14 protein-coding genes are annotated in these 22,991 nt (G+C 68.3%); 7 read left to right on the top strand and 7 right to left on the bottom strand.

Features of this window, described 5'->3' with window-relative positions; all coding sequences use genetic code 11:
- Positions 1-112: 112 nt before the first annotated feature.
- The 6 genes from ABZ345_RS19990 to ABZ345_RS19965 all read right to left on the bottom strand — a co-directional run bounded on the left by ABZ345_RS19990 (position 113) and on the right by ABZ345_RS19965 (position 9,848).
- Positions 113-1,429, bottom strand: coding sequence for a ricin-type beta-trefoil lectin domain protein (locus ABZ345_RS19990; protein WP_359850476.1), 1,317 nt, complete (start codon positions 1,427-1,429; stop codon positions 113-115).
- A 2-nt stretch (positions 1,430-1,431) separates the two neighbouring features.
- Positions 1,432-2,724: a cellulose binding domain-containing protein gene (locus ABZ345_RS19985; RefSeq protein ID WP_359850473.1), complete on the bottom strand. Its 1,293-nt coding sequence runs from the start codon at positions 2,722-2,724 to the stop codon at positions 1,432-1,434.
- A gap of 48 nt (positions 2,725-2,772) precedes the next feature.
- Positions 2,773-5,625: a glycoside hydrolase N-terminal domain-containing protein gene (locus ABZ345_RS19980; protein ID WP_359850471.1), complete on the bottom strand. Its 2,853-nt coding sequence runs from the start codon at positions 5,623-5,625 to the stop codon at positions 2,773-2,775.
- An 82-nt stretch (positions 5,626-5,707) separates the two neighbouring features.
- Positions 5,708-7,054 (bottom strand): PHB depolymerase family esterase, encoded by a 1,347-nt coding sequence (locus ABZ345_RS19975; protein WP_359850468.1) that lies wholly within the window; start codon positions 7,052-7,054, stop codon positions 5,708-5,710.
- A complete protein-coding gene (locus tag ABZ345_RS19970) occupies positions 7,024-8,397 on the bottom strand; it encodes a glycoside hydrolase family 43 protein (RefSeq protein WP_359850465.1) in 1,374 nt (457 codons plus the stop codon). Before ABZ345_RS19970 ends, ABZ345_RS19975 begins: the two co-directional genes overlap by 31 nt.
- Positions 8,398-8,492: 95 nt before the next feature.
- Positions 8,493-9,848: an endo-1,4-beta-xylanase gene (locus ABZ345_RS19965; protein ID WP_359850462.1), complete on the bottom strand. Its 1,356-nt coding sequence runs from the start codon at positions 9,846-9,848 to the stop codon at positions 8,493-8,495.
- 554 nt (positions 9,849-10,402) lie between these two features.
- Here ABZ345_RS19965 and ABZ345_RS19960 point away from each other — a divergent pair.
- A complete protein-coding gene (locus ABZ345_RS19960) occupies positions 10,403-11,821 on the top strand; it encodes a glycoside hydrolase family 6 protein (RefSeq protein ID WP_359850459.1) in 1,419 nt (472 codons plus the stop codon).
- Positions 11,822-11,893: 72 nt separating this feature from the next.
- Here ABZ345_RS19960 and ABZ345_RS19955 read toward each other — a convergent pair whose 3' ends face one another.
- Positions 11,894-14,272, bottom strand: coding sequence for an RICIN domain-containing protein (locus ABZ345_RS19955; protein ID WP_359850457.1), 2,379 nt, complete (start codon positions 14,270-14,272; stop codon positions 11,894-11,896).
- Between the two features lie 394 nt (positions 14,273-14,666).
- Here ABZ345_RS19955 and ABZ345_RS19950 point away from each other — a divergent pair, with 394 nt between their 5' ends.
- The 6 genes from ABZ345_RS19950 (at position 14,667) to ABZ345_RS19925 (ending at position 22,987) form a co-directional block, all read left to right on the top strand.
- The gene (locus tag ABZ345_RS19950; protein WP_359850454.1) at positions 14,667-15,440 is read left to right on the top strand and encodes a FadR/GntR family transcriptional regulator; all 774 of its coding nucleotides are present in this window, start codon (positions 14,667-14,669) and stop codon (positions 15,438-15,440) included.
- Between the two features lie 141 nt (positions 15,441-15,581).
- On the top strand, positions 15,582-16,622 hold the full coding sequence (locus ABZ345_RS19945) for a LacI family DNA-binding transcriptional regulator (protein ID WP_359850451.1): 1,041 nt from the start codon (positions 15,582-15,584) through the stop codon (positions 16,620-16,622).
- A 209-nt stretch (positions 16,623-16,831) separates the two neighbouring features.
- Positions 16,832-17,836, top strand: coding sequence for a cellulose binding domain-containing protein (locus ABZ345_RS19940; RefSeq protein WP_359850448.1), 1,005 nt, complete (start codon positions 16,832-16,834; stop codon positions 17,834-17,836).
- 38 nt (positions 17,837-17,874) lie between these two features.
- The gene (locus tag ABZ345_RS19935) at positions 17,875-19,332 is read left to right on the top strand and encodes a non-reducing end alpha-L-arabinofuranosidase family hydrolase (RefSeq protein ID WP_359850445.1); all 1,458 of its coding nucleotides are present in this window, start codon (positions 17,875-17,877) and stop codon (positions 19,330-19,332) included.
- Between the two features lie 68 nt (positions 19,333-19,400).
- Positions 19,401-21,038, top strand: coding sequence for a ricin-type beta-trefoil lectin domain protein (locus ABZ345_RS19930; protein WP_359850442.1), 1,638 nt, complete (start codon positions 19,401-19,403; stop codon positions 21,036-21,038).
- A complete protein-coding gene (locus ABZ345_RS19925) occupies positions 21,035-22,987 on the top strand; it encodes a family 43 glycosylhydrolase (RefSeq protein WP_359850439.1) in 1,953 nt (650 codons plus the stop codon). Before ABZ345_RS19930 ends, ABZ345_RS19925 begins: the two co-directional genes overlap by 4 nt.
- Positions 22,988-22,991 lie beyond the last annotated feature (4 nt).

Here is a 22,991-nt window from a genome sequence, read left to right as displayed (position 1 = left end):
CCCCTTGTGCTGTTGGAACATCGTTGTTCCTTCCGTTTCTCACGCTGTTGCGGTGGGAACTCCGCGGGGGACGGCGGCTCCGCGCCCGGTGCCGCCGTCACCCGCCCTCCGGCTAGGCCTTGGCCCAGCGTTGGCCTGTGCTGTTGTTGCAGGTCGCCACGGTGACTGCGGCGCCGTTGTTGTTGCTGGTGGAGTTGAGGCACAGTCCTGATTGGACGTTGGTGATGGTGCCGGTCGTGGTGAGGTTCCACTTCTGGTTGTCGGCGCCGTTGCAGTCCCAGATCCGGGCCTGGGTGCCCGAGCCGGCGTTGGCGGGCACCTCGACGCACTTGCCCGTCACCTGGAGGGCCTGACCGTTGAGGACGAACTGCTGGTTGGCGTTGTTGTGGCAGTCCCACGTGATCATCTGGGTGCCGTTCGCCGTGCCCGCGCCGTTGACGTCGAGGCAACGACCGGAAGCCTCGCCGCGCAACCGGAACGCGGTCGGGGTGGGAGTCGTGTCACCGGTGAAGAACTTCCACACCTCGCCCTTGACCCAGCTGCGCGCACCGCTTTCACAGCCCGCGCACCCGTCCACCGGACCCTGCTGGTGGCCGCCGTCGAACGGCGCCCAGACCACCGGATAGCCGGTCTTGCACCCTGAATAGGCGGTGATGATGTGCGTGCGGCTGTTCGGTCCGGGTTCGGGGGCGTTCTGGGGTGTGCAGCCGTTGTTGCGGACCCAGCGGTCGCGTTGGCCGCGTCCACCGCCGATGTTGTCGTTGATGCCGTGGATGCCCATGTACGCGACGGGCGCGGTGCCGCCCGCGCAGCCGCTGATCTCACCGGGGCTGGCGATGGCGGCGATCGCGCGGAACACGTTCGGGCGCGAGCACGCGAGCGAGATGCTCATCGAACCGCCGTAGCTGAAGCCGAGCGAGAAGAGCTGCGTGGTGTCGACGCAGAGGTCGTTCTCGATCCGGCTGATCATGTCGTCGGTGAACCGGACGTCCTCGCCGCCCGAGTTGCCCCAGCCGTTGTTGAGGCCCTGCGGAGCGACGAAGATCGTCGAGTTGTTCGACAGCTGCTTCAGCCCGTAGTGGGCGTAGACGGCGCCGTCGCTGCCACCGCCCGCCACCTGGTCGGACGTGCCGCCCAGCCAGTGGAAGCCGAAGATCAACCGGTACTGGCGGGTGTTGTCGTAGTTGTCCGGGATGCTCAGGATGAACGACCGGTTCTTGCCGCTGCTCTGGATCGTCTGGTTTCCGTTGCGCAGCGTCGGAGCCTTGCCACAACCCGGAGTTCCGGCCAGTGCGGCAGGTTCGGCCGGCGTCTGCGCCTGGGCGACGGAGGCTCCGGAGAGGACCAGCGCGGCCGCCGCGATCAGCGACCCCGCCCATCGGTAAATGTTGTGCTGTTGCATGGGTTTGTTCGCACTCTCTCTCGTCATGGTCAGGCGACTGCGCACGTCTTGCCGTTGAGGGCGAACGAGGTCGGTGCCGCGGCATTGCCGGTGTGGGTGGCCTGGAAACCGACGGTGATGGACGCGTTCGGTGCGATGTCGGCGTTGTAGTTCACGTTCTTGGCCGTCACCTGGCCGGACGCGGGGGAGTAGGTGGCGCTCCAGCCGGACGTGATGGTCTGGCCACCCGGCAGGGTGAAGGCCAGCGACCATCCGCTGATCGGTGCGGTGCCCGTGTTCGTGATGGTGATGTTCGAGGTCAGACCGTTGTTCCACGCGTTGATCGCGTCGCTGATCTTGCAGTCCGCGTCGCCGGGCGGGTTCCCGGTGGTCGTCGTCGTGGTGGTCGTGGTGGTTGTCGGCCCGCCGCCGCCCGGGAGCTGGGTGATGAACTTCCACGCCTCTCCGGACGTCCAGGTCCGCCAGCCGTCACCGCCGGAGTCGATCGGGCCCGGGGTGTGCCCGCCGTCGAACGCCGCCCACACCACGGGATAACCGGGTCGGCATCCGCTGAAGTTCGTGATGATGTGCGTGTGGCTGCCCGCACGCGGTTCCGGCGCGTTCTGCGGTGTGCAGCCGTTGTTGCGCACGAACCTGTCGCGCATGCTCCGGCCCTGGGAGATGTTGAGCACGTTGTCGCTCACGCCGTGGATGCCCATGTAGGCGATGGGATCGTTGCCGCCACTGCACCCGCTCAGCACTCCGCCGGAGTAGACGACGACCGCGCGGAACACGTTGGCGCGGGCGCAGGCGATCGCGTAGGACATCCCGCCGCCGTAGCTGAAGCCACCGGCGAAGCGCTGGGTCGTGTCGACGCAGAGGCTGTTGTCCAGCAACCGGACCAGGTCGTCGATGAACGTCAGGTCCTGGCCGCCGGGGTTGGCCCAGCCGTTGCTGTTGCCTTGCGGGGCCACGAAGATCGTGCCGTTGTTCGCCGCGTCCGCGAGCTTCCGCAGCCCGTAGTACGACCAGTTGTAGCCGTCGCCACCGCCGGAGTCGACGTCGTTCGCGGTGCCGCCCAGCCAGTGCAGGCCGACGAACAGCCGGTACTGACGGTTGTTGTCGTAGCCGGCCGGCACCCGCAGGATGTACGAGCGGTTCTGGCCACCGGTGTTGATGGTGTGCTGGCCGCTCGTCAGGGCGGGCGCCTTGCCGCATCCGGCCGTGCCCGCCGTCGCGCTGACGTCGCCGTGGGTCGTGCCGCCGAGTGCGATGCCGGCCGCGCCGAGGAAGACCACGGCGCTCGCGGCGGCCATGGCGATGACGGACCTATGCCTGACCATGGCAAGGCCCCTTGTGCTGGGGGAACATCGTTGTCCCTTCGGTTCGTGTCACACTGCTTGGACCTGGAATCGCTGGTTGTCCGCGCCGGTGGGGTTCCACTGGGAGACACGGGCGCCGTCGGCGGTCGACACGCTCCAGACGTCCAGGGCGAGGTTGCTCTGCCGGTTGACCAGGCTGATCACTCCGCCGCCCTGGTCGACCACGCGCCACTGCTGACTCGTCGCGTTCGAGTCGGCCTGCTGGGTGACGTCGGCGCCGGTGCTGGAGCTCGCGACCTGGAGCACCAGGCCGCTGTGCCGGGCCCGGACGCGGTAGTAGCCGCCGCCGGAGTCCACGAAGTCGAACTGCTGGTTGAGCGCGCCGGTCTGGGACCACTGCTGCAGCAGCGCGCCGGGTGCCGTGGAAGCACCGCTGATCTCGATGACCTTCCCGCTGTGGCGTGCGACGAGCCGGTAGTTCACGCCGGGCTTCACCACCGGTCCGGAACCGGTGCCCTGGCCGGTGGCGCGGTAGGTGTGTCCTGTTTGGACGGTGAACTCGGCGACGTCGGCCTCGGGCTTGACCGGCTGGACCGCCGTGCCGGTCGTGATGTCACGCAGCTCGAAGGTCCCGCCGAAGATCCGGTTGCGAACGCGGACCGTGCCGTCGCGGTCCGGTGTGACGGACACGGTGATCGCGCCGTCCGCCGCCCACGTCGCGCCGACGGTGTACCCGCCGCGTCCGCGCAGGCCCGTGACACTGCCCGCGGGCCAGGCCGACGGCAGCGCGGGCAGCACGTGCAGCTCGCCGTTGTGGCTGTGCAGCAGCATTTCCGCGATGCCGGAGGTCGCGCCGAAGTTGCCGTCGATCTGGAACGGCGGGTGCAGGTCGAACATGTTGGGCGCGAGGCGTTCCGTCGTCACCAGGGACCGGAGCAGGTCGTGAGCCCTGGTGCCCTCCTCGAGCCGCGCCCAGTAGTTGATCTTCCAGGCGAGGGACCACCCGGTGCCCGCGTCGCCACGCAGCTCGAGCGTGCGGCGTGCGGCGGTGTGCAGCTGAGGAGTGCCGCGCTTGGTGATCTGGTTGCTCGGGTGCAGGCCGTACAGGTGGGAGACGTGCCGGTGGTTCGGCTCGGTCTCGACCCAGTCGTAGAGCCATTCCATGACGTTGCCGCGCGAGCCGACCTTCATCGGGGCGAGCCGCTGCCGCGCCGCCCGCACCTGCGTGCGGAAGTCCGCGTCGACACCCAGCACCTCGGACGCACTCGCGCAGCCGTCGAACAGGTCGCGCAGGATCTGCATGTCCATCGTCGGCCCGGCGCACACGCTCGCGTTCGAGTGGTGGTTGAGCTCCGGCGAGTTCGACGGGTTGGTGACGAGGTAGCCGAGACTCGGTTCGCTGACGAGCGTGTCGAGGAAGAACTGCGCGCATCCCTTGAGCGCCGGGTAGTACGTGCGCAGGAAGGTCACGTCGCCAGTGAACCGGTAGTGGTCCCAGATCATGGTCGAGAGCCACGCCCCGCCCGTCTGCCACATGCCCGCTGCCGCGAAGTCGACGACCGAGGAACCGCGCCAGGCGTCGGTGTTGTGGTGGGTGACCCAGCCGCGGGCGTTGTACTGCACCTGTGCGGTGCGGGCGCCGGTCACGGTGAGGTCGTTGATCATGCGGAACACCGGCTGGAAGCACTCGCCGAGGTTGGTGGTGTCCGCGGGCCAGTAGTTCATCGGCAGGTTGGCGTTGATCGTGTACTTCGAGTCCCACAACGGCGCCATCTGGTCGTTCCAGATGCCCTGCAGGTTCGCCGGTTGCGTGCCGGGGCGTGACGACGAGATCAGCAGGTACCTGCCGTACTGGAACAGCAGCACGGAGAACTGCGGGTCGGGGGTGCTCGCGTGCCGGGTGATGCGGACGTCCGTCGGCTGGTCGGCCGCGGCTGTGCGCCCGAGGTCGAGCGTCACGCGTCCGAACAACGCCTGGTAGTCGGCGACGTGCCGGGCCCGCAGGGTGTCGAACGCGAGGCCCTGCGCGGCGTTCAGGCGGCTGCGGGCGATGCCCTGGTAGTCGCCGTTGACCGTGCGGAAGTCCACATAGCTGGTACCGATGGAGATCAGCACGGTGACCGCGTTGGCGTTGCTCACTCGGAGCGACCCGCCGGAGCTGCTGACAGAACCGCCGTCCGCCACGGCCTTGGCCAGCGCGAGGAACCGGACAGTGCCGTTGATTCCCCGCTGGGCGCCGGAAATTCCGTCCAGCGCGATCGTCGTGCCGTCCGGGCTGGACGTCGTGGTGCGCTGCGGTGAGCCGAACGTCGCGGTGAACGAGATCGAGCCCGGTGTCTCCGCGGTCAGGCGCACGACGATCACCTGGTCCGGCGCGCTGGCGAACACTTCACGCCGGAAGCGCACGTTGTTCGCCGTGTAGTTCACCGCGGTCGTCGCCGTCGTGAGGTCGAGTGAGCGCTGGTACCCGGTCGCGGTCGCGGACGGCAGCGCCAGCTTGAGGTCGCCGACCGGCTGGTAGGCGAGCTGCCCGGCCGGACTGCCCAGCATCGTCTGGTCGATCAGCGACTGCGCCTGCGTCCACTGGTTCGAGAACACGAGCTGCCGGATCTGGGCCAGCGACCCGGCACCCCGCGGGTTGCTGTAGTCGTGCGGACCGCCCGCCCAGACCGTGTCCTCGTTGAGCTGCAGGCGTTCGGTGTCGGTGTTGCCGAACACCATCGCGCCGAGCCGGCCGTTGCCCACCGGCAGCGCGCGCAGCCAGTCGGACCCGGCCGGGCGGTCGTACCACAGCGCGAGGTCGTTCGCCGCCCGCACCTCCGGCGGCGCCGCCGAGGCGGTGGCGACCGCCGTCCACCCCGCCTGCGACAGGACCACCCCCGCGCCGAGCTTCATGAGCTGCCGCCGGTTCAGGTCGGACATGACGCTCCTCCAATGGTTTTCGCGGTCGCTGAAACACCCCTGGTGGTCGTTCGCCACGAGGAGCGGGGAGGGGAAGGGCCGGTCAGCCCACGGCGCACCGCTCGCCGTTGAGCGTGAACCCACCGGCGGCCGCGCTGTCACCGGTGTGCGTGGCCTGGAAACCGATCTGCACCGAACCGTTCGGCGGAATTCCCGCGTTGTAGTCGAGGTTGCGCGCGGTCACCTCGCCGGTGGCGGGGGAGTAGCTCGCGCTCCAGCCGCTCGTGATGGCCTGCCCGCCGGGCAGCGTGAAGCGCAGCTGCCAGCCGTTCACCGCGGTCGCCGACGTGTTGGCGATGGTGATCGTCTCGGTCAGGCCGGTGTTCCAGGGGCTGACCGAAGCGGTGACCTTGCAGCCGTCGGCGGGAGGCGGCCCAGTGGTCGTGGTCGTGGTGGTCGTCGTTGTGGTGGGCGGCTTGTCCAGGCCCAGGAAGGAGATGGAGTACGGGAGCATCCCCGCCATCGGCAGGCTGTGCCCGGTGCCCTGGATGCTGATGCCCTCGATGGTCGCCGTCGTCCCGGTCGTGCCGTACCGGGTTCGGGTCCAGCTCTGCTGCGGCTGGTCGGTGGACGCCGGAGTCCTGCTCACCCCGTGGAGGTTGGTCCACTGGTCGAGCTCCTCGCCGAAGTTCGGGTACGCCAGCGTGGTGTCGGTCGTCCCGTGCCACAGCTGCATCCGCGGATACCGGCCGGTGTAGCCCGGATACATGGCCCTGGCCTGGTCACCCCACTGCTGCGGGGTCTTCAACAGGTTCCCGCCCGAGCACTGGCTGTTCCACAGCGAGCCGTTCGTCGTCGCGAAGCAGCCCGCGGGGACGCCGGAGAACGCCGAGCCCGCGCTGAACACGTCCGGGTACTGGGCGGCCAGCACGTTGGTCATCATCGCGCCGGACGAGAATCCGGCGACGACGATGCGGTCGGCGTCCACGTTGTAGCGCTGCCGCGCGTACGACACCATCGACATGACGCCGGTGGAGTCGCCACCTCCGTTGCGGCGCAACGCGTTGGCTGTGGACACGTCGAAGCAATGACCGTCCCTCGTGGCCTCCGGGTAGACGATCACGTACCCGAGGCGGTCGGCGGCGGTGACGTAGTCGCGTCCGTTGCCGTTGTGCACGGCGCTCGCGGAGCCGCCGCAGTAGTGCACCATCACGAGCATGGCCGGGCGTGCCGCGACCCGGTCGGGCACGTAGACGTACATGTTCAGGCCGGTCGGGTTGGTGCCGAAGTTCGTGACGCGCACCAGCGACGCGGCCAGTGCGGGTTGCGGCACCAGGGAGAGCGCGACGGCGGCGATCAGGAGCACCAGCGCCGCGATGAGCGCCATGAGCCCGAACCTGTCCGGGCGCGACCGGGCGTTCACGACGCCGACCCGCGGGTGAACTGCCACCAGTTCGCGTTGAGCAGGTAACCGCTGCCACCGCTGAACCTCAGGTAGAGGTCACGGGTGCCGGTCAGCCCGCTCACCGGGCACGTGACGGTGGTCCACGTCTGCCAGCCACCGGTGTTGGGCACCGAGCAGCGGCCGGCGAGAGCTCCGTTCGGGCCGTCGCTGCGGACCTCGACGGAACTGCCGGCGACGGTGGACGCGACCCGAGCGGTGAAGGTCGTCGCGCCAGTACCGAAAGCGACGTTCTTCACCTTGATGTAGTCACCGTTGTTGATGAAGCCGACGTTCATGCCGCCCTCGCTGGCGACCTCGGTCTCGATGCCGCTGCCCCAGCCGATCGTCTCGGCCTCCTGGCGCACATACGGGTTGAGCGTGTCCGCGGCCGGCGGTCCCGCCGTGGTCATGTTGATCGTCGGGATCGTGCCGTCGGCGTTGTAGCTGAACTTCTCGACCGCGACGGAGCGGGTGAAGCCGCCACCGCCCTGCAGAGCGCCGTTGTGGTAGAAGAAGTACGAGCTGCCCTTGAAGTCGATGACGCCGGGGTGGTTGGTGAAGCTGCTGCCCTGCGTGGGCATCACGGTGCCGCGGTAGGTCCACGGGCCGGTGGGGCCGGGAGAGGTCGAGTAACCGATGAACTCCGAGCAGCACTTGGCCGCGAAGACGTTGTAGTACAGGCCGTTGCGCTTGTAGACCCACGGGCCCTCTTCGTAGAGGGTGGGCCTGTTCGCGTCGCCGGTGCGGGTGCCGAACCCCGCCGTGGTCAGCGGAATCCGGTTGATGCCGCCGGAGTAGGAGATCATGTCGGTGTTGAGACGGACGTACGACAGGTTCGGGTTGCCCCAGTACAGGTACGCCTGCCCGTCGTCGTCGATCATGACCGTCGGGTCGATCTCGCCGTTCTCCACCAGCGGACGGCCGATGGCGTCGCGGAACGGGCCGGTGGGGCTGTCGGAGACGCCGACACCGATGGCCGGGCGCCCGCTGGCCTTGGTGACGACGGGGACGTACCAGTAGAACTTGCCGTTGCGTTCCACGGCCTGGCCCGCCCAGGCGTCCTGCTTGGCCCAGCTGAAGGTGGCGAGGCTCATGGGTGAGCCGTGGTCGGTCCAGTTGACCATGTCGGCCGACGACCAGACCCGCCACTCCTTCATGGTGAACCACGTCGAGTTGTCCTCGTCGTGTCCGGTGTAGAGGTAGACCCGTCCGTTGTGGATCAGCGGCGCCGGGTCGGCGGTGTAGATGTGTTGCACGATCGGGTTGTCCGCCCTCGCCGGGGCGATCACCGTCAGGACCAGGCCCACCGCCGCGGCGATGCTCGTCCAGAACCTGCGTTTCGTGGCCATCATGGTCTCCTGCGAGGGCAGGGGGAGGCACCCGCGGACCGGGCTGCTCGGCCGATCCGCGGGGCGGTCCTCTCCGGTTGGGATGGTGCGGAACGTCAGCTCGCGGCGCAGGACGGGTTGAGTCCCGATCCGTTGCCGGTGCCCTGGAAACCGAACTCCGTGGACTGGCCGGCCGGCACGTTGGCGTTGTAGTCCACATTGGTCCAGTTGACCGTGCCGCTGGTGCCGCTGCGGTTGGCGCTCCACGAGTTGGTGACCGTGCCGTTCGACAGGGTCGTCGTGACCCGCCAGCCGCGCAGTGCGGAGGATCCGGCGGTGACCTTGATCGTGGCGACGAACCCTTCGGCCCACTGGTTCAGCGAGACCGTGGCGGTGCAGTCACCGGGGCCAGGACCAGGGCCGTTCGACGTGGTGGTCGTGGTCGTGGTGGTCGTCGTGGGGCCCGGCCCGGCCGCGTTCAGCGCGTCGAGCACCGCCGTGTACGCGGGCTTCTTGGCGCCGGAACCGGTGAACAGCAACGGGTTCTCGCCGCCGCGCCACGAGTCGGTGTCGCGGATGCCCCACGTGGTGATGCCGGCACAGGCCCGGACGGCCACGCAGGCCTTTGTCACGGCACCGTAGGCGTTCGCCTGCTGGTTGCCGGCGATGTCGAGCTCGGTGATCTGCACCTCGACGCCGAGGTCGGCGAAGCGCTGGAGGTTCGCCTGGTAGTCACCCGGCGGGTTGTTGGTCAGGTGCGACTGGAACCCGACGCAGTCGATCGGCACACCGCGGGACTTGAAGTCGCGCACCATGTTGTAGATGCCGGTGGACTTCGCGTTGATGCCGTCGGTGTTGTAGTCGTTGTAGCAGAGCTTCGCGCCGGGATCGGCGGCACGGGCCGCGCGGAACGCCGCCTCGATCCAGTCGTTGCCGGTGCGCTGCAGGTTGGAGTCGCGCCGGCCACCGCTGCCGCCGTCGGCGAACGCCTCGTTGACCACGTCCCAGGCGTAGATCTTGCCCTTGTAGTGGGTGGCGACCTGGGTGACGTGGTTCATCATGGCCTGTCGCAGATCGGAGCCTTCCATGCGCTGCGCCCAGCCCGGTTCCTGCTGGTACCACAGCAAAGCGTGGCCGCGCACCCGCTTGCCGTTGCTCACCGCCTGGTTGAGGATCCGGTCACCGCCGGAGTAGTTGAACTGGCCGCGGTTGGGTTCGGTCGCGTCCCACTTCATCTCGTTCTCGGCGGTGACCATGTTGAACTCGGTGTTCAGCAGGTTCACGTAGGTCTGGTCGCCCAGCTTGCCCGCCGCGACGGCGGTGCCGAAGTAGCGGCCGGACTGCGCGGCGGCGGCGCCGAGGGTGGTGGCCGCGTTCGCGGTGGCGGTCACGATGAGCGTGGCTCCGAGTGCCACCGCCGCGACTGTCGAAATGATCGGAACAAGTGACACTGACCTCGATGTCAGTTTCATCTCCACACTTTCGGGAACGTGCCCGGAACGCGGGCATGGCGGGTAGGACGACGATCCACTTCGCACGAGGTCCGGCGCGGCGGTACCGGGCTCGTGGTGTGCGGGATCGCCAAGGTGCTGTGCCGCTGTTACCCGCGGCGCAGTGGACGGCGGGTGCCGGGCCCGGAATGTCTTCGTTGCCAACCGGAAACCTGCATCGCCATCTCCTTCGCCCATGGGACTGAGTACGCGCCGTGGTGGAGTGTGGCAGCTTCATGTTCACGCTCACAAGAAGGTGTGTAGTACTCATCGGGCAGATTGAGCTGAACGGGCTATAAAAACAAGGGAGCGCTCCCAATCTGCATGTCGAATGCAGTCGAACGCGTTCAGGTCAGCTTAGGCGAATCGATTTTGCTAAAGTTAGCGCTAACATTTTTAGCGTTGACGCTGTCGGGTGCCCTGGCTAGATTGGCCGAGCCTGAACCCGCTCTCCCCGGCGCTCGCCCGCCGTTGCGTGAGAGCGCTCTCACACCCGATCCCGTACCCGCATCAGCAACGACGCTGTGAGGACCTGAATGAGAGCAAGCGATTTCGCACGAGCCGGCGCCTGTCCGCCTGCTGGTGGCTCCTCGTCTCCGCTGCACCACACCGGTGCCCCCAGAGACGACAAGACGACACGGTGGAAGCTCGCGAGTGGCGCGTGCGCCGCCGTCGGTGTGCTCGTGGCGGGCACGGTAGCCCTGGCCGTGGGCGGCGGCGTGGCGGTCAACGCCGCCGAGTCGGCGTTCTACGTGGACCCGATGAGCTCCAGCGCCAGATGGGTGGCCGCCAACCCCGGCGACTCGCGGGCGGCGGTCATCCGCGACCGGATCGCCTCGGTGCCGCAGGCGCGCTGGTACACGACCACCAACACCTCGTCGATCCGCTCGGAGATCAGCTCGTTCGTCGGCGCGGCCGCCTCGGCGGGGAAGATCCCGATCCTGGTGGTCTACAACATCCCCAACCGCGACTGCGGCGGCGCGAGCGGTGGCGGAGCGCCGTCGCACCAGGCGTACCGCGCGTGGGTGGACGAGATCGCGGCAGGGCTCGCCGGGCGGGCGGCGACGATCGTGCTGGAACCGGACGTCCTGCCGATCATGAGCAACTGCCAGAACGCGGACCAGCAGAACCAGACCAAGGCCTCCATCGCCTACGCGGGCAAGAAGCTGAAGTCCGGATCCTCGCGGGCCAAGGTGTACTTCGACATCGGGAACTCCGCGTGGCTGAGCCCGTCGGAGGCGGCGAACAGGCTGCGTGGCGCGGACATCTCGAACAGCGCCGACGGCATCTCGACGAACGTGTCGAACTACCGCTCGACCTCCGACGAGGTGAACTACGCGAAGAACGTGCTGAACGCCGTGGGCGACGGCCGTCTCAAGGCCGTGGTGGACACCAGCCGCAACGGCAACGGACCGCAGGGCACCGAGTGGTGCGATCCTCCCGGTCGCGCGATCGGCACCCCGAGCACGGTGAACACGGGTGACTCGAGGATCGACGCGTTCCTGTGGGTCAAGCTGCCGGGTGAGTCGGACGGCTGCATCGGACCGGCCGGGCAGTTCGTGCCGCAGCGGGCCTACGAGCTGGCGATGGCGGCAGGGCCGACGACCACCACGACGACCACGACCACGACGGGCAACAACCCCGGTGGCGGCTGCCTGGCCAGCCACCGCGTGGTCAGCCAGTGGCAGGGCGGCTACACCGGAGAGATCGTGATCGAGAACCGGGGACCGGCGGTCACCGGCTGGACCTTCACGTTCTCGGCTCCTGGTGTGACCGTCACGAACGGCTGGAACGGGACGTGGACCGACACCGGTGACGTGGTCCGCGTCGTCAACACCGACTGGAACGGCTCGCTGCCCGCCGGCGGCAAGCTGACCCTCGGGTTCAACGCGAACTACAACGGGTCCGCGCCGCCGTTCGCGTCAGCGGCGTTGAACGGCACCGCCTGCTCCTGACCTCCTGGCGAGGGGGGAGAAAGACGATTGCCCGTCCCGGCCGGGACGGGCAATCGTCCTTTGCGGATGGAATCAGGCCCGCAGGCTCCACTGCTGGTTCGTGCCGCCGTGGCACGTCCAGAGCTGGGTCTGCGTGCCGTTCGCGGTCCCGTTGCCGCTGGCGTCGAGGCACAGCCCGGACTGCGCGCCGGTGATGCTGCCGTCGGAGTTGAGGTTCCACTGCTGGTTCAGGCCGCCGTGGCAGTCCCAGAGGATCGCCGCCGTGCCGTTGGCGGTGCCGCCTCCAGAGGCGTCCAGGCACTTGCCACCGATCGTGAGCTGCTTGGCGGAGGTGTAGTTCCACCGCTGGTTCGCGCCGCTGCCGCAGTCCCAGAGCCTCGGCCTGGTGTTGTTGCTCGTGGCGGCGACGTCGAGGCAGCGGCCCGACTGGGTGCCGACGACGGTCACGTTCTCGCGGCCGCCGCCACCGCCGCCGCCCGGTCCGGCGTTCGCCATCACGGCCTGCGCTCCGGCCGGCCAGTTGCCGTTGGAGACCACGACGTTGCCGTTGACGACGTTGCCGCGGTCGCCGTTGGAAATGTTGCTGCTGCCGTTGGTCGACCAGTTGTTGGTGAGCGTCCAGTTGCCCATGTTCTCGCCGCCGCCGTAGTTCGCGGTGGCCCACGTGCCGGTGGCGGAGAAGACGTTGCCGGTCGCGCGGTAGTACTTCGAACCCTCGTCGAAGTAGAGGCCGAAGAATCCGTTGGTGCGCAGGCAGTAATTGCCGCTGATTTCCGCGTTCGGGTTCCAGCCGAGCGTGTAGATGCAGCCGCCGTCGGTCATTTGCTGCATCACGTCGTGGACGTAGTTGTTGACGATCTTGTTGCCCGACGCGGTGGTGGGGGTCGAGTAGCGGGGCTGGTAGTTGTACAGGCCGCGGTTTGCGTAGTGGTTGCTGCCGCCCGCGTCGTTGGAGCCCCAGCCGTAACCGACGTTGATGCCGGAGTACGGCAGGTTGTAGATCTCATTGTTGGCCACTGTCGCGGTGGTGACGTAGGTGTTGAGCACCGACACGATGCCGCGGTATTCGAGGCCGAGGTCGTGGATTCGGTTGTAGCTGACGGTGATGTCCCGGTTGACCATTCGCTGGTCGCTCGGGTGGTGCGCGTCGGCGCGCACGCCGCCGACCACGACGCCGCCCGCCGAGTTCTGGGCGATCTCCGACCGGGTGATCGTGATGCCGGACGCGCCCAGGCCGACACCGCTCGCGTGCGCGTTGGCGTCGTTGCCGATGCCGATCGCGGTCTGCCCGAGGTTGACGAAGCGCGACTCGGTGAAGGTGATGCGGCTGGCCGCGGAGATCTGGACGGCGGCGGGCATCTGGGACCAGTGCGGCCGGACCGACTCGAAGGCCTGGCAGCCGCTCTTGCACGAGTTCAGCCTGTCGGCGGGCCAGTTCCAGTTGCCGGAGATGTAGGCGCCGGTCTGCTGGTCGGCGAAGCCCTGGTTGCTGCTGGGGCCGAGCCACGAGGTGCCGGTGAAGGTGATGCCGCTGAACGAGATGTCGTGCGAGGGCGCGTCGTAGGTGCCGCCGACGTCGACCAGTGACTGCAAGGTCGGCAGCTCAACGCTGACGGTGCTCATGTTCTGGCCTGGGCGTGGGATGTAGTAGAGGACGCCGGTGCCCGGGTTGAGGTACCACTCGCCCGCTGAGTCCAGGAACTCGTACGCGTTCGTCAGGTAGAGCGGTCCGGCGCGGAACGGGTTGTTGAGCGTGTCGTAGCCGAAGGTGTTGTTGTTCCACGCGGGTTGCTGCATCGTCAGGAAGTTGCCGCTGATGCTCTGCACCGGCGAGTACCTGTCGGTGAACGAGTTGACGCTCTCCACCTCGACCCGGTTCTGGTTCGCCAGGTTGTTGAGGTAGCTCAGCGAACCGTTCGAGAAACGCATGCCGGTGTCGGTGAAGATGAAGTCGGACCGGTTCACCTGCGTTCTCGCCCGAGTCGCGATCGTGCCGTCGACGTAGAGTTGGCGGCTGTCGAGACCGGTGCCGACGTTCGCACGGTAGATGTTCTTCCCGGCGTCGGCGACCGACCACCCGGTGACCGCCTTGGCGCCGGTGATGACGGGATGCGCCGACGCGGCGGCCTGCCAGAGCACGCGGTAGCCGTTGCTGCCCGAGTCCGCGGCCGTGAGCCGGAACGGTTGCGAGAGCCGGTACACCCCGTCGGCGAGCTCCACCACGATGTCGCCGGACATCGAGCTGTTGAGGGACCTCACGGCGGTCTGCGCCGCCGGCAGCGAGCACGGCGCGGCGGCGGTGCAGGCGGTGCCGGTGCCCGAAGGAGAGGCGTAGAGGGTCGTCGTGGCGGCTGAGGCCGGGGGAGCGGTGGCGATCGACGCTGTCATCACCACCGCGACGGCGGCGAGTGCCGTTCGCCGCCGCGCTGCGGGGAACGAGGACGTGGACAAGGGACCTCCTGAGGTGAGGATGCGGCTGGAACGGCCTCCCGCGGCGGCGGACAGGGCAGCGTTGCGTCCTTTGTGGACGATTGGGGGATGTCGTGGCGGACCTGCCGCTGACACTGCTTTGTCCATTGTGGACAAAGCGGAATGCGCGGCATGCCTGGCATGTGTCAGTCCTGCCGGGTGTTCTTCTCGTCGCCGGGCCTCGGCTGCCGGGTGGCGCTCGCGCAGACGGCGAAACGGAGTGGGCGCTGCTTCATCGCGGCTCACTTCTCCAGGAGAAGCCGGTCGTCCGGCCGGTGTGCAACACCGCGAACGTAACTCGTATGACGTGTGACGTCAATGGTGTTACGTATACTGTGGGGCCCAGATCAACCGCCGTGGCGCAACGGAGTCGAAGATGACAGCGACAGGTCGGCAGCCGGAACAGGGTACGTCCGCGACCCCGGGATGGACGCGGAGACCGGCCAGCCTCGCCGCGGCGGTCACCGCGGAGCTGGTGCAGCGGATCATCCGCGGCAGCTACGGCGTCGGTGTCACCCTGCCGCCGGAACCGGTGCTCTGCGAGACCTTCTCGGTGAGCAGGACGGTGATCCGCGAGGCGGTGAAAGTCCTGCAGGAGAAGGGCTTGGTCCGGGTGCGCCAGGGCTCCGGCACGACGGTCACCCCTCCAGTGCAGTGGAACATGCTCGACGAGCTGGTCCTCGGCGCCGCGATCGCCGAGGACGAGAGCCTCGCGATCCTCGACGACCTCGTCGTGACACGTCGGTTGCTGGAGTCCGACATGGCCCAGGTCGCCGCGCGCACCGCCGATGAGGACACCGTGGAACGGTTGCGGGCACTGGTGGACCGGATGGACGAGCTCGTTGACGACGTCGATGCGTACGAGGAGCACGACCGCCTCTTCCACGACACGATCATGCAGGCGTCGGGGAACCGCATCGCTCGCGGTGTCGTGCGCTCGCTGGAGGGGCAGGCCATCAACACGGCCGGCTACCGCGGCGAGAGCAGCCGCGACCTGTGTCTGGCGTCGAACGCCGGGCATCGGCGCATCTACGAACGCATCGCCGCTCAGGACACGGCCGGTGCGGCCGACGCCATGTTCACGCACATCACCGAGGCGTGGCTCGTGCGTCGTGGTGAAGCCGGGGATCCCGGTCGTCTGAAGCGGTGAGAGCGCTCGCAGGACGGCCCCCTCCGCCCAGGGTCGTCCTGCGACAACGTGTGCTCGCAGGCATTTCAGGTAATCCCGGCCGGTAGACGCGGCCGGGCACGCACGGCAACGGGAGGCGGATCCGCTGTGGGACGGACGCGCGTGACACTGGCCGATGTGGCGGCGGCGAGTGGAGTGTCGGTCACGACGGCGTCGCTGGTGCTGACCGGACGGGCGCGGGAGCTCCGCATCTCGGCGGATGCCGAGCGGCGGGTGCGTTCCACGGCGCAGCAGCTCGGCTATCGGCGCAACTCACTGACGACCGGGCCGCGCGGCGGACGGTCGCAGACGATCGGGTTCGTGTCCGACACCGTGGCGTCGTCCGGGTGGGCCGGTGACATGGTCAAGGGCGCGGTGGATGCCGCGTACCGGCACGGTTTCATGTTGTTCGTGGGGGAGTCGGGCGGAGACCCGCTGGTCGAGCGGACGCTGGTCGACACCATGCGCGACCGGCGCGCGGACGGCGTGGTGTTCGCGTCCACGCACACCAGGACGGCCGCTGTCCCGGACGTGCTGTACGACGGACCCGCCGTGCTGCTCAACGCCACGCCCGCCACCGCCGCGGCCGTTCCGTCGGTGTTGCCGGACGAGGTGCAGGCGGGCCGCTCGGCCGCGCGCGTCCTGGTCGAGGCGGGACACGACCGCGACATTCACCTGATCGGCGCAGGGCCGGGGATGTGCGACATACCGTCGCACGGCATCGCGGCCGCCGACCGTCTGCTGGGCCTGCACGAGGTCTTCGAGGCGGCGGGAGCGGAGGTCGCCGGCGCGCGGTGGTGTCCGAAGTGGACTCCCGAGCACGGTTTCGAGGCCACCGCTGAGCTGCTGCGCACGCACCGGCCCAAGGCGCTGGTGTGTCTCAACGACCGTCTCGCGTTCGGGGCCTACCAGGCGCTCGCCGAGGCGGGGCTCTCGGTGCCGGACGACGTCTCGGTGATCGGTTTCGAGGACCATCCCATCGCCTCGTGGATGCGGCCGCGGCTGGCCACGGTCGCCCTGCCGCACTACGAGCTCGGCGCGTGGGCGGTCAGAGTCCTGGTGGACCTGGTCGTCCGGCGCGGGCGCGGCGCCCGCGCGCCGATGATCCACCGCGTGCCGATGCCCGTGCGTGAGGGCGGCTCGGTGGCGGCGCCACGCGGGTGAACCTGATGTTCACGCTAACAGTGCAAGATCTGGCGTAACACCGTCGATACGCGCATTCGTGCGTTTCCCTTGCTTCGAACGGGAATTCGACAGTGTCGAATGGCCGCAAGCTAAAAGTTAGCGCTCACATTTAGCTTTGACCGGGATGTGACGGCGTCATTACATTGCTGGTAGTCCCTGTCGTCCGGCTTCTCCCGGGAAGGCTCACCATGCCGAGCCCGCTGAAAGCGTTGTGCGCAGCGCTGATCGCCGTCCTGCTGTCGCCCGTTGCGGCCACCGCGTCCACAGTGGACGCTGCTGCCGACCCCGTGCGGGTCATGCCGTTGGGCGACTCGATCACCCAGGGCGGCTCGATCGGTGGTTACCGGCTCGATCTCGGCACGAAGCTGCGCGCCGCCGGGCGCTCCATCGACTTCGTGGGGTCGTTGTCGGACGGCCCCGCGTCCATGCCCGACCGCAACCACGAGGGTCATCCCGGCTGGACCATCGCGCAGGTCGACGCGAACGTCGTGAACTGGCTGCGCACCTACAACCCGCGCACGATCCTGCTGCACATCGGCACCAACGACATGTACGGCAGTGATCCGGCGGGAGCGCCGCGGCGACTGTCCGCGCTGGTGGACAAGATCACCGCTCAGTCGCCGTCGGCGGAGGTGTTCGTCTCGACGATCATCCCGATCCGGTTCGCCGACTCGACCGTGCGCAACTACAACGCCGCCATCGTGCCGCTGCTGCGGGCCAAGGCGGCGGCGGGCAAGCGGGTGCACGTCGTGGACATGTACCCCGCGGTGCCGATCTCCGACCTGCCCGACGGCATCCACCCGAACGCCGCCGGCTACGGCAAGATGGCCGCGGTCTGGTTCAACGCCCTGTCGGCCGTCCCCGGCAGCATCGGCGACCCGGCGCCACCGCAGCCCGGTGGACCGTGCACCGCGACGCCGGTCGTCACCCGCAGTTGGGACGGTGGCTTCCAGGGCGAGGTCACCGTCGCCAACCCCGCCGCGTCGGCCATCTCCGGCTGGACGGTCCGGTTCACCCTGCCCGGCGGCCACGCCGTCACCCAGATCTGGAACGGCGTCGCCAGCGGTTCGGTCACGGTCACCAACGTGTCCTACAACGGCACTATCGGCTCCGGCGGTTCCACCACGTTCGGCTTCATCGCCTCCGGTTCCGGTGCGCCGGCGATCGGCACGGCGGCCTGCTCCAGTCCGTGAACCCCTGCCTCTGATCTCTCCGAAGCCGAAGGGTGATCATGTTCTTCGCACGACTGTTCGCATCCCGGCGAGCCCGGCTCGCGGTCGCGGCCGCCGTTCCGCTCGTCACCCTGTCCGCGATCACCGCTGTGGCGCTGCCTCCCGCGGCGGCCGCGCCGGGCTGTTCGGTGTCCTACTCCGCACCGTCCACCTGGGACGGTGGGTTCACCGCGAACGTCGCCATCACCAACCTCGGCGACGCGATCGACGGCTGGAATCTCACCTGGAGCTTCGAGGCCGGTCAGCAGGTGAAGCAGGCGTGGAACGCCGAGGCGTCGCAGTCCGGGGCCCAGGTGACCGCCCGCAACGTCTCCTACAACGCGGCGATCCCGACCGGCGGCAAGGTCGAGTTCGGGTTCAACGGGTCCACGAGCGGGACGAACAACCCCAACCCCACGGCGTTCACGCTGAACGGCACCCTGTGCACCGGCGACGTCGGTCCCACCACGACGACGACCACAACCACCACCACGACCGGCAACCCGCCCGCGGGCAGCCTGCCGTCGAGCTTCCGGTGGTCCTCGAGCGGCGCACTGATCAGTCCCAAACCGGACTCGGCGCACCCGAACGTCTACTCGGTCAAGGACCCGAGCGTCGTGTACTACAACGGCAAGTACCACGTGTTCGCGTCGGTCTACACCACCGGCTACAACATCATGTACACGAGCTTCACCGACTGGTCGCAGGCCGCCTCGGCACCGCACTACTACCTCGACCGCACGGCCGTCGGCGGTGGTTACAAGGCCGCGCCGCACGTGTTCTACTTCGCGCCGCAACGCCTGTGGTACCTGGTGTACCAGACGGGATCGAACGCGTCGTACTCGACGACCACGGACATCTCGAACCCGTCGTCGTGGTCGGCGCCGAAGAACTTCTACGCGAACGGCATGCCGCAGATCATCCGCGACAACATCGGCAACGGCTACTGGGTCGACTTCTGGATGGTGTGCGACACCGCGAAGTGCTACCTGTTCTCGTCCGACGACAACGGCCATCTCTACCGGTCCGAGACGACCATGGGCCAGTTCCCCAACGGGTTCACCAACACCGTGATCGCGCTGCAGGACTCGAACAAGAACCGGTTGTTCGAGGCCTCCAACGTCTACAAGGTGGCGGGCAAGAACCAGTGGATGTTGATCGTGGAGGCGATCGGGTCGGACGGCAGGCGGTGGTTCCGCACGTGGACCGCTTCGGCGATCACCGGTCCGTGGAGCCCGCTGGCCGCCGAGGAGTCGAACCCGTTCGCCCGGTCGAACAACGTGACGCTCCCAGGTGGACAGTGGACGCGCGACTTCAGCCACGGCGAGATGATCCGCGCCGGCGTGGACCAGACGATGGAGATCAACCCCTGTCAGCTCCGCTTCCTCTACCAGGGCATCAACCCCAGCGCCGGTGGTGACTACAACAAGCTGCCGTGGAAGCTCGGCCTGCTGACGCAGACCAACTCGACCTGCTGACCCCACAGACCGACGCCGCCGGGACCCGGATCCCCGGCGGCGTCACCCCTGCCTGAGAGGGACCGACGATGTTCACCCGGCCAAGAAGACTGCCACACCTCGTCGCAGCGGTGCTGGCGGCGATCGCGACCATCACCGTCGGCCCCGCTGCCGCGCAGGCCGCGCCCGGCAGCCCCGCGCTGACCCCGCCGATGGGCTGGAACAGCTGGAACAGCTTCGGGTGCGGCATCACCGAGGCCCAGGTGCGCCAGGCCGCCGACGCGATGGTGTCCTCCGGCATGCGCGACGCGGGCTACCAGTACGTCGTCGTGGACGACTGCTGGTTCGACCCGCAGCGCGACTCCGCGGGCAACCTGCGTTCGCATCCCACGAAGTTCGCGAGCGGGATGAAGGCGCTGGGCGATTACATCCACGCGCGTGGCTTGAAGTTCGGCATCTACCAGGTGCCCAACGAGAAGACGTGCGCGCAGGGCACCGGTGCGTTCCCCGGCGCGACCGGCAGCAAGGGCCACGAGGCGCAGGACGCGCGCACGTTCGCGTCGTGGGGTGTCGACTACCTGAAGTACGACTGGTGCTCGGGCGCCGGCAGCCGCGACGAGCAGGTCGCCCGGTTCTCGATCATGCGCGACGCCCTGCGCGCCACCGGCCGCCCGATCGTCTACAGCATCAACCCCAACAGCTTCCACGCCATCACCGGCGACCGGTACAACTGGGGTGAGGTCGCCGACCTGTGGCGCACCACCGAGGACCTGCTCGACATCTGGCAGAACAACAACGTCAACAGCTATCCGATGGGCGTGGGCAACGTCCTGGACATCACCGCCCCGCTCGCCGTCCAGTCCGGACCCGGCCACTGGAACGACCCGGACATGCTCGTCGTCGGCCGGCCGGGGTTGTCGCTCACCGAGTCGCGCTCGCACTTCACGCTGTGGGCGTTGATGGCCGCGCCCCTGATGGCGGGCAACGACATCCGCACCATGTCCGGCGACGTGAGCGCGATCCTGCGCAACCAGCGCCTGATCGCGGTCAACCAGGACAGGCTCGGGGTGGGTGGCCGGCGGGTGCGCGACGACGGCAACACCGAGGTGTTCGCCAAACCGCTCTCGGACGGCTCGGTCGCGGTCGGGCTGTTCAACCGGGGCTCCGGCACCGCGACCGTGTCCACCACGGCCGCCCAGATCGGTCTGTCCGGCACCAGCTTCACGCTCACCGACCAGTGGACCGGCGGCACGTCCACCACTTCGGGCGCGATCTCCGCTTCTGTTCCCGCGCACGGCGTGGCCGCCTTCCGGGTCACCGGGGGCAGCCAGATCGCCGCCGCCACCGCACGGTTGCGCGGTGCGGCGTCCAACCGGTGCATCGACGTCGAGAACGGTTCGACGGCGAACGGTGCCAACACGGCGATCCAGGACTGCACCACCGCGGCGAGCCAGCAGTGGACCTCGTGGCCGAACGGTGAGATCCGCGTCTTCGGCGACAAGTGCCTGGACGCCAACAACCAGGGCACCACCAACGGCACCCGTGTCATCAGCTGGCCGTGCAACGGTCAGGCGAACCAGCGCTGGACGGCGGAGGCCGACGGATCGGTCCGCAACGCCAACGCCGGTCTGTGCCTGACCGTGGAAAACTCCGGCACGGCGAACGGGTCGCGGCTGGTGCTGTGGACCTGCAACGGCCAGTCGAACCAGAAGTGGTCACGATCATGAGGCGAGCTCCGGCGGTGGCTCTGGCCGCGCTCACCCTCGTGGCCGGAGGGCTCGCCGCGAGCACCGCCGCGCAGGCCGCTCCCGGTTGTTCGGTCACCTACGCCAAGACCTCCGAGTGGCAGGGCGGTTTCGGCGCGTCCGTGTCGATCACCAACACTGGCGACGCGATCAGCGGCTGGAACCTCGAGTGGACCTACACCGACGGCCAGCAGGTCGGCCAGCACTGGAACGCCGTGATCACGCAGAGCGGCAACCAGGTCAGCGCGCGCAACGCCTCCTACAACGGTTCCGTGCCGACCGGTGGCAAGGTCGAGTTCGGGTTCAACGGCACGTTCACCTCGGCCAACCCCGATCCGGCGTCGTTCCGCCTGAACGGCGTCGCCTGTGACGACACCGGAATTCCTCCCACCACGACAACGACCACCACGACGACGACGCCACCACCGCAGGCCGCCTCGTTCAAGAACCCGGTGGTGTGGCAGGACTTCGCGGACGGCGACATCATCCGCGTGGACGACGCGTACTACTACTCGGCGTCGACCATGCACTACTCGCCGGGCGCGCCGATCCTGCGCTCCTACGACCTGGTGAACTGGGAGTACGCCGGGCATTCCGTGCCGCGGCTGGACTTCGGGGCCAAGTACGACCTCAGCGGCGGCCGTGGTTACGTGCGCGGGATCTGGGCGTCGTTCCTGAACTACCGCAAGAGCAACAAGACGTACTACTGGGGCGGGTGCGTCGACTTCGCGCAGACCCACATCTACACCGCCGCGGCCGTGGACGGGCAGTGGTCGAAGCTGTCCACCATCAACAAGTGCTACTACGACGCGGGCATGCTGGTCGACGACAACGACACGATGTACGTCGCCTACGGCAACACCCAGATCAGCGTCGCGCAGCTCTCGCCGGACGGGAAGTCCGAGGTGCGCTCCCAGCAGGTGTTCCAGACCCCGTCGAACATCGGAACCCTCGAGGGCTCCCGGTTCTACAAGCGGGGCGGCTACTACTACATCTGGGTCACCAGGCCGGCGAACGGCCAGTACGTGCTGAGGGCGTCGAGCCCGTTCGGGCCCTACACCGTCCAGCAGGTGCTGCTGAACATGCCGACCCCGGTCCAGGGCGCGGGAGTGCCGCACCAGGGCGGTCTGGTGCAGACGCAGAACGGCGACTGGTACTACATGGCGTTCATCGACGCCTATCCCGGCGGCCGCATGCCGGTGCTCGCGCCGATCACCTGGACTGCAGACGGTTGGCCGCGCATCACCACGGTCAACGGCGGCTGGGGCGCGAACTACCCGATGCCGAACCTCCCGCCGCCACCACGCCAGGTCAAACCGATGACCGGGGTGGACGCGTTCGAGGGCACCAAACTCGGGCCGCAGTGGGAGTGGAACCACAACCCGGACACCACGAAGTACAGCGTCGACAACGGTTTGCGGCTCTCGACGGCGACCGTCACCAACGACCTGTACAACGCCCGCAACACCCTCACCCACCGAATACAGGGTCCGTCGTCGACCGCGACCGTCGCGCTCGACGTGACCTCGATGCGCGACGGTGACCGCAGCGGGCTCGCGATGCTGCGCGACTCGTCAGCGTGGATCGGGGTGAAACGCGACAACGGGCGCAACCGCGTCGTCATGGTCAACGGGCTGACCATGGACGGCAACTGGAACACCACCGGCACCGGCACGGAGGTCGCGAGCGCGAACCTCACCGGCACCCGGATCTGGTTGCGCGCCAACGCCGACATCCGTCCCGGCAGCGGCAGACAGGCCCGGTTCTCCTACAGCACCGACGGGGTGAACTTCACGTCGCTCGGGTCGGGCTTCACGCTGAAGAGCGACTGGCAGTTCTTCATGGGCTACCGGTTCGGCATCTTCAACCACGCCACGCAGTCGCTGGGTGGCTCGGTCGCAGTGTCGCGGTTCGAGCTCTCCACCCCGTGACGGG

The sequence above is a fragment of the Lentzea sp. NPDC005914 genome (genome assembly GCF_040629405.1).
In the GTDB taxonomy this organism is placed as follows: domain Bacteria; phylum Actinomycetota; class Actinomycetes; order Mycobacteriales; family Pseudonocardiaceae; genus Lentzea.
Note: the sequence above shows the minus strand (reverse complement) of the source record. Positions and strands in the feature narration are given on the sequence as shown.

Bases quoted from the DNA above. Each gene is read 5' to 3' on its own strand.
- ABZ345_RS19930 (WP_359850442.1), top strand. From the start codon at position 19,401: ATGTTCACCCGGCCAAGAAGACTGCCACACCTCGTCGCAGCGGTGCTG.
- ABZ345_RS19925 (WP_359850439.1), top strand. From the start codon at position 21,035: ATGAGGCGAGCTCCGGCGGTGGCTCTGGCCGCGCTCACCCTCGTGGCC.
- ABZ345_RS19980 (WP_359850471.1), bottom strand. From the start codon at position 5,625: ATGTCCGACCTGAACCGGCGGCAGCTCATGAAGCTCGGCGCGGGGGTG.
- ABZ345_RS19970 (WP_359850465.1), bottom strand. From the start codon at position 8,397: ATGGCCACGAAACGCAGGTTCTGGACGAGCATCGCCGCGGCGGTGGGC.
- ABZ345_RS19965 (WP_359850462.1), bottom strand. From the start codon at position 9,848: ATGAAACTGACATCGAGGTCAGTGTCACTTGTTCCGATCATTTCGACA.
- ABZ345_RS19960 (WP_359850459.1), top strand. From the start codon at position 10,403: ATGAGAGCAAGCGATTTCGCACGAGCCGGCGCCTGTCCGCCTGCTGGT.
- ABZ345_RS19990 (WP_359850476.1), bottom strand. From the start codon at position 1,429: ATGACGAGAGAGAGTGCGAACAAACCCATGCAACAGCACAACATTTAC.
- ABZ345_RS19985 (WP_359850473.1), bottom strand. From the start codon at position 2,724: ATGGTCAGGCATAGGTCCGTCATCGCCATGGCCGCCGCGAGCGCCGTG.
- ABZ345_RS19950 (WP_359850454.1), top strand. From the start codon at position 14,667: ATGACAGCGACAGGTCGGCAGCCGGAACAGGGTACGTCCGCGACCCCG.
- ABZ345_RS19940 (WP_359850448.1), top strand. From the start codon at position 16,832: ATGCCGAGCCCGCTGAAAGCGTTGTGCGCAGCGCTGATCGCCGTCCTG.
- ABZ345_RS19935 (WP_359850445.1), top strand. From the start codon at position 17,875: ATGTTCTTCGCACGACTGTTCGCATCCCGGCGAGCCCGGCTCGCGGTC.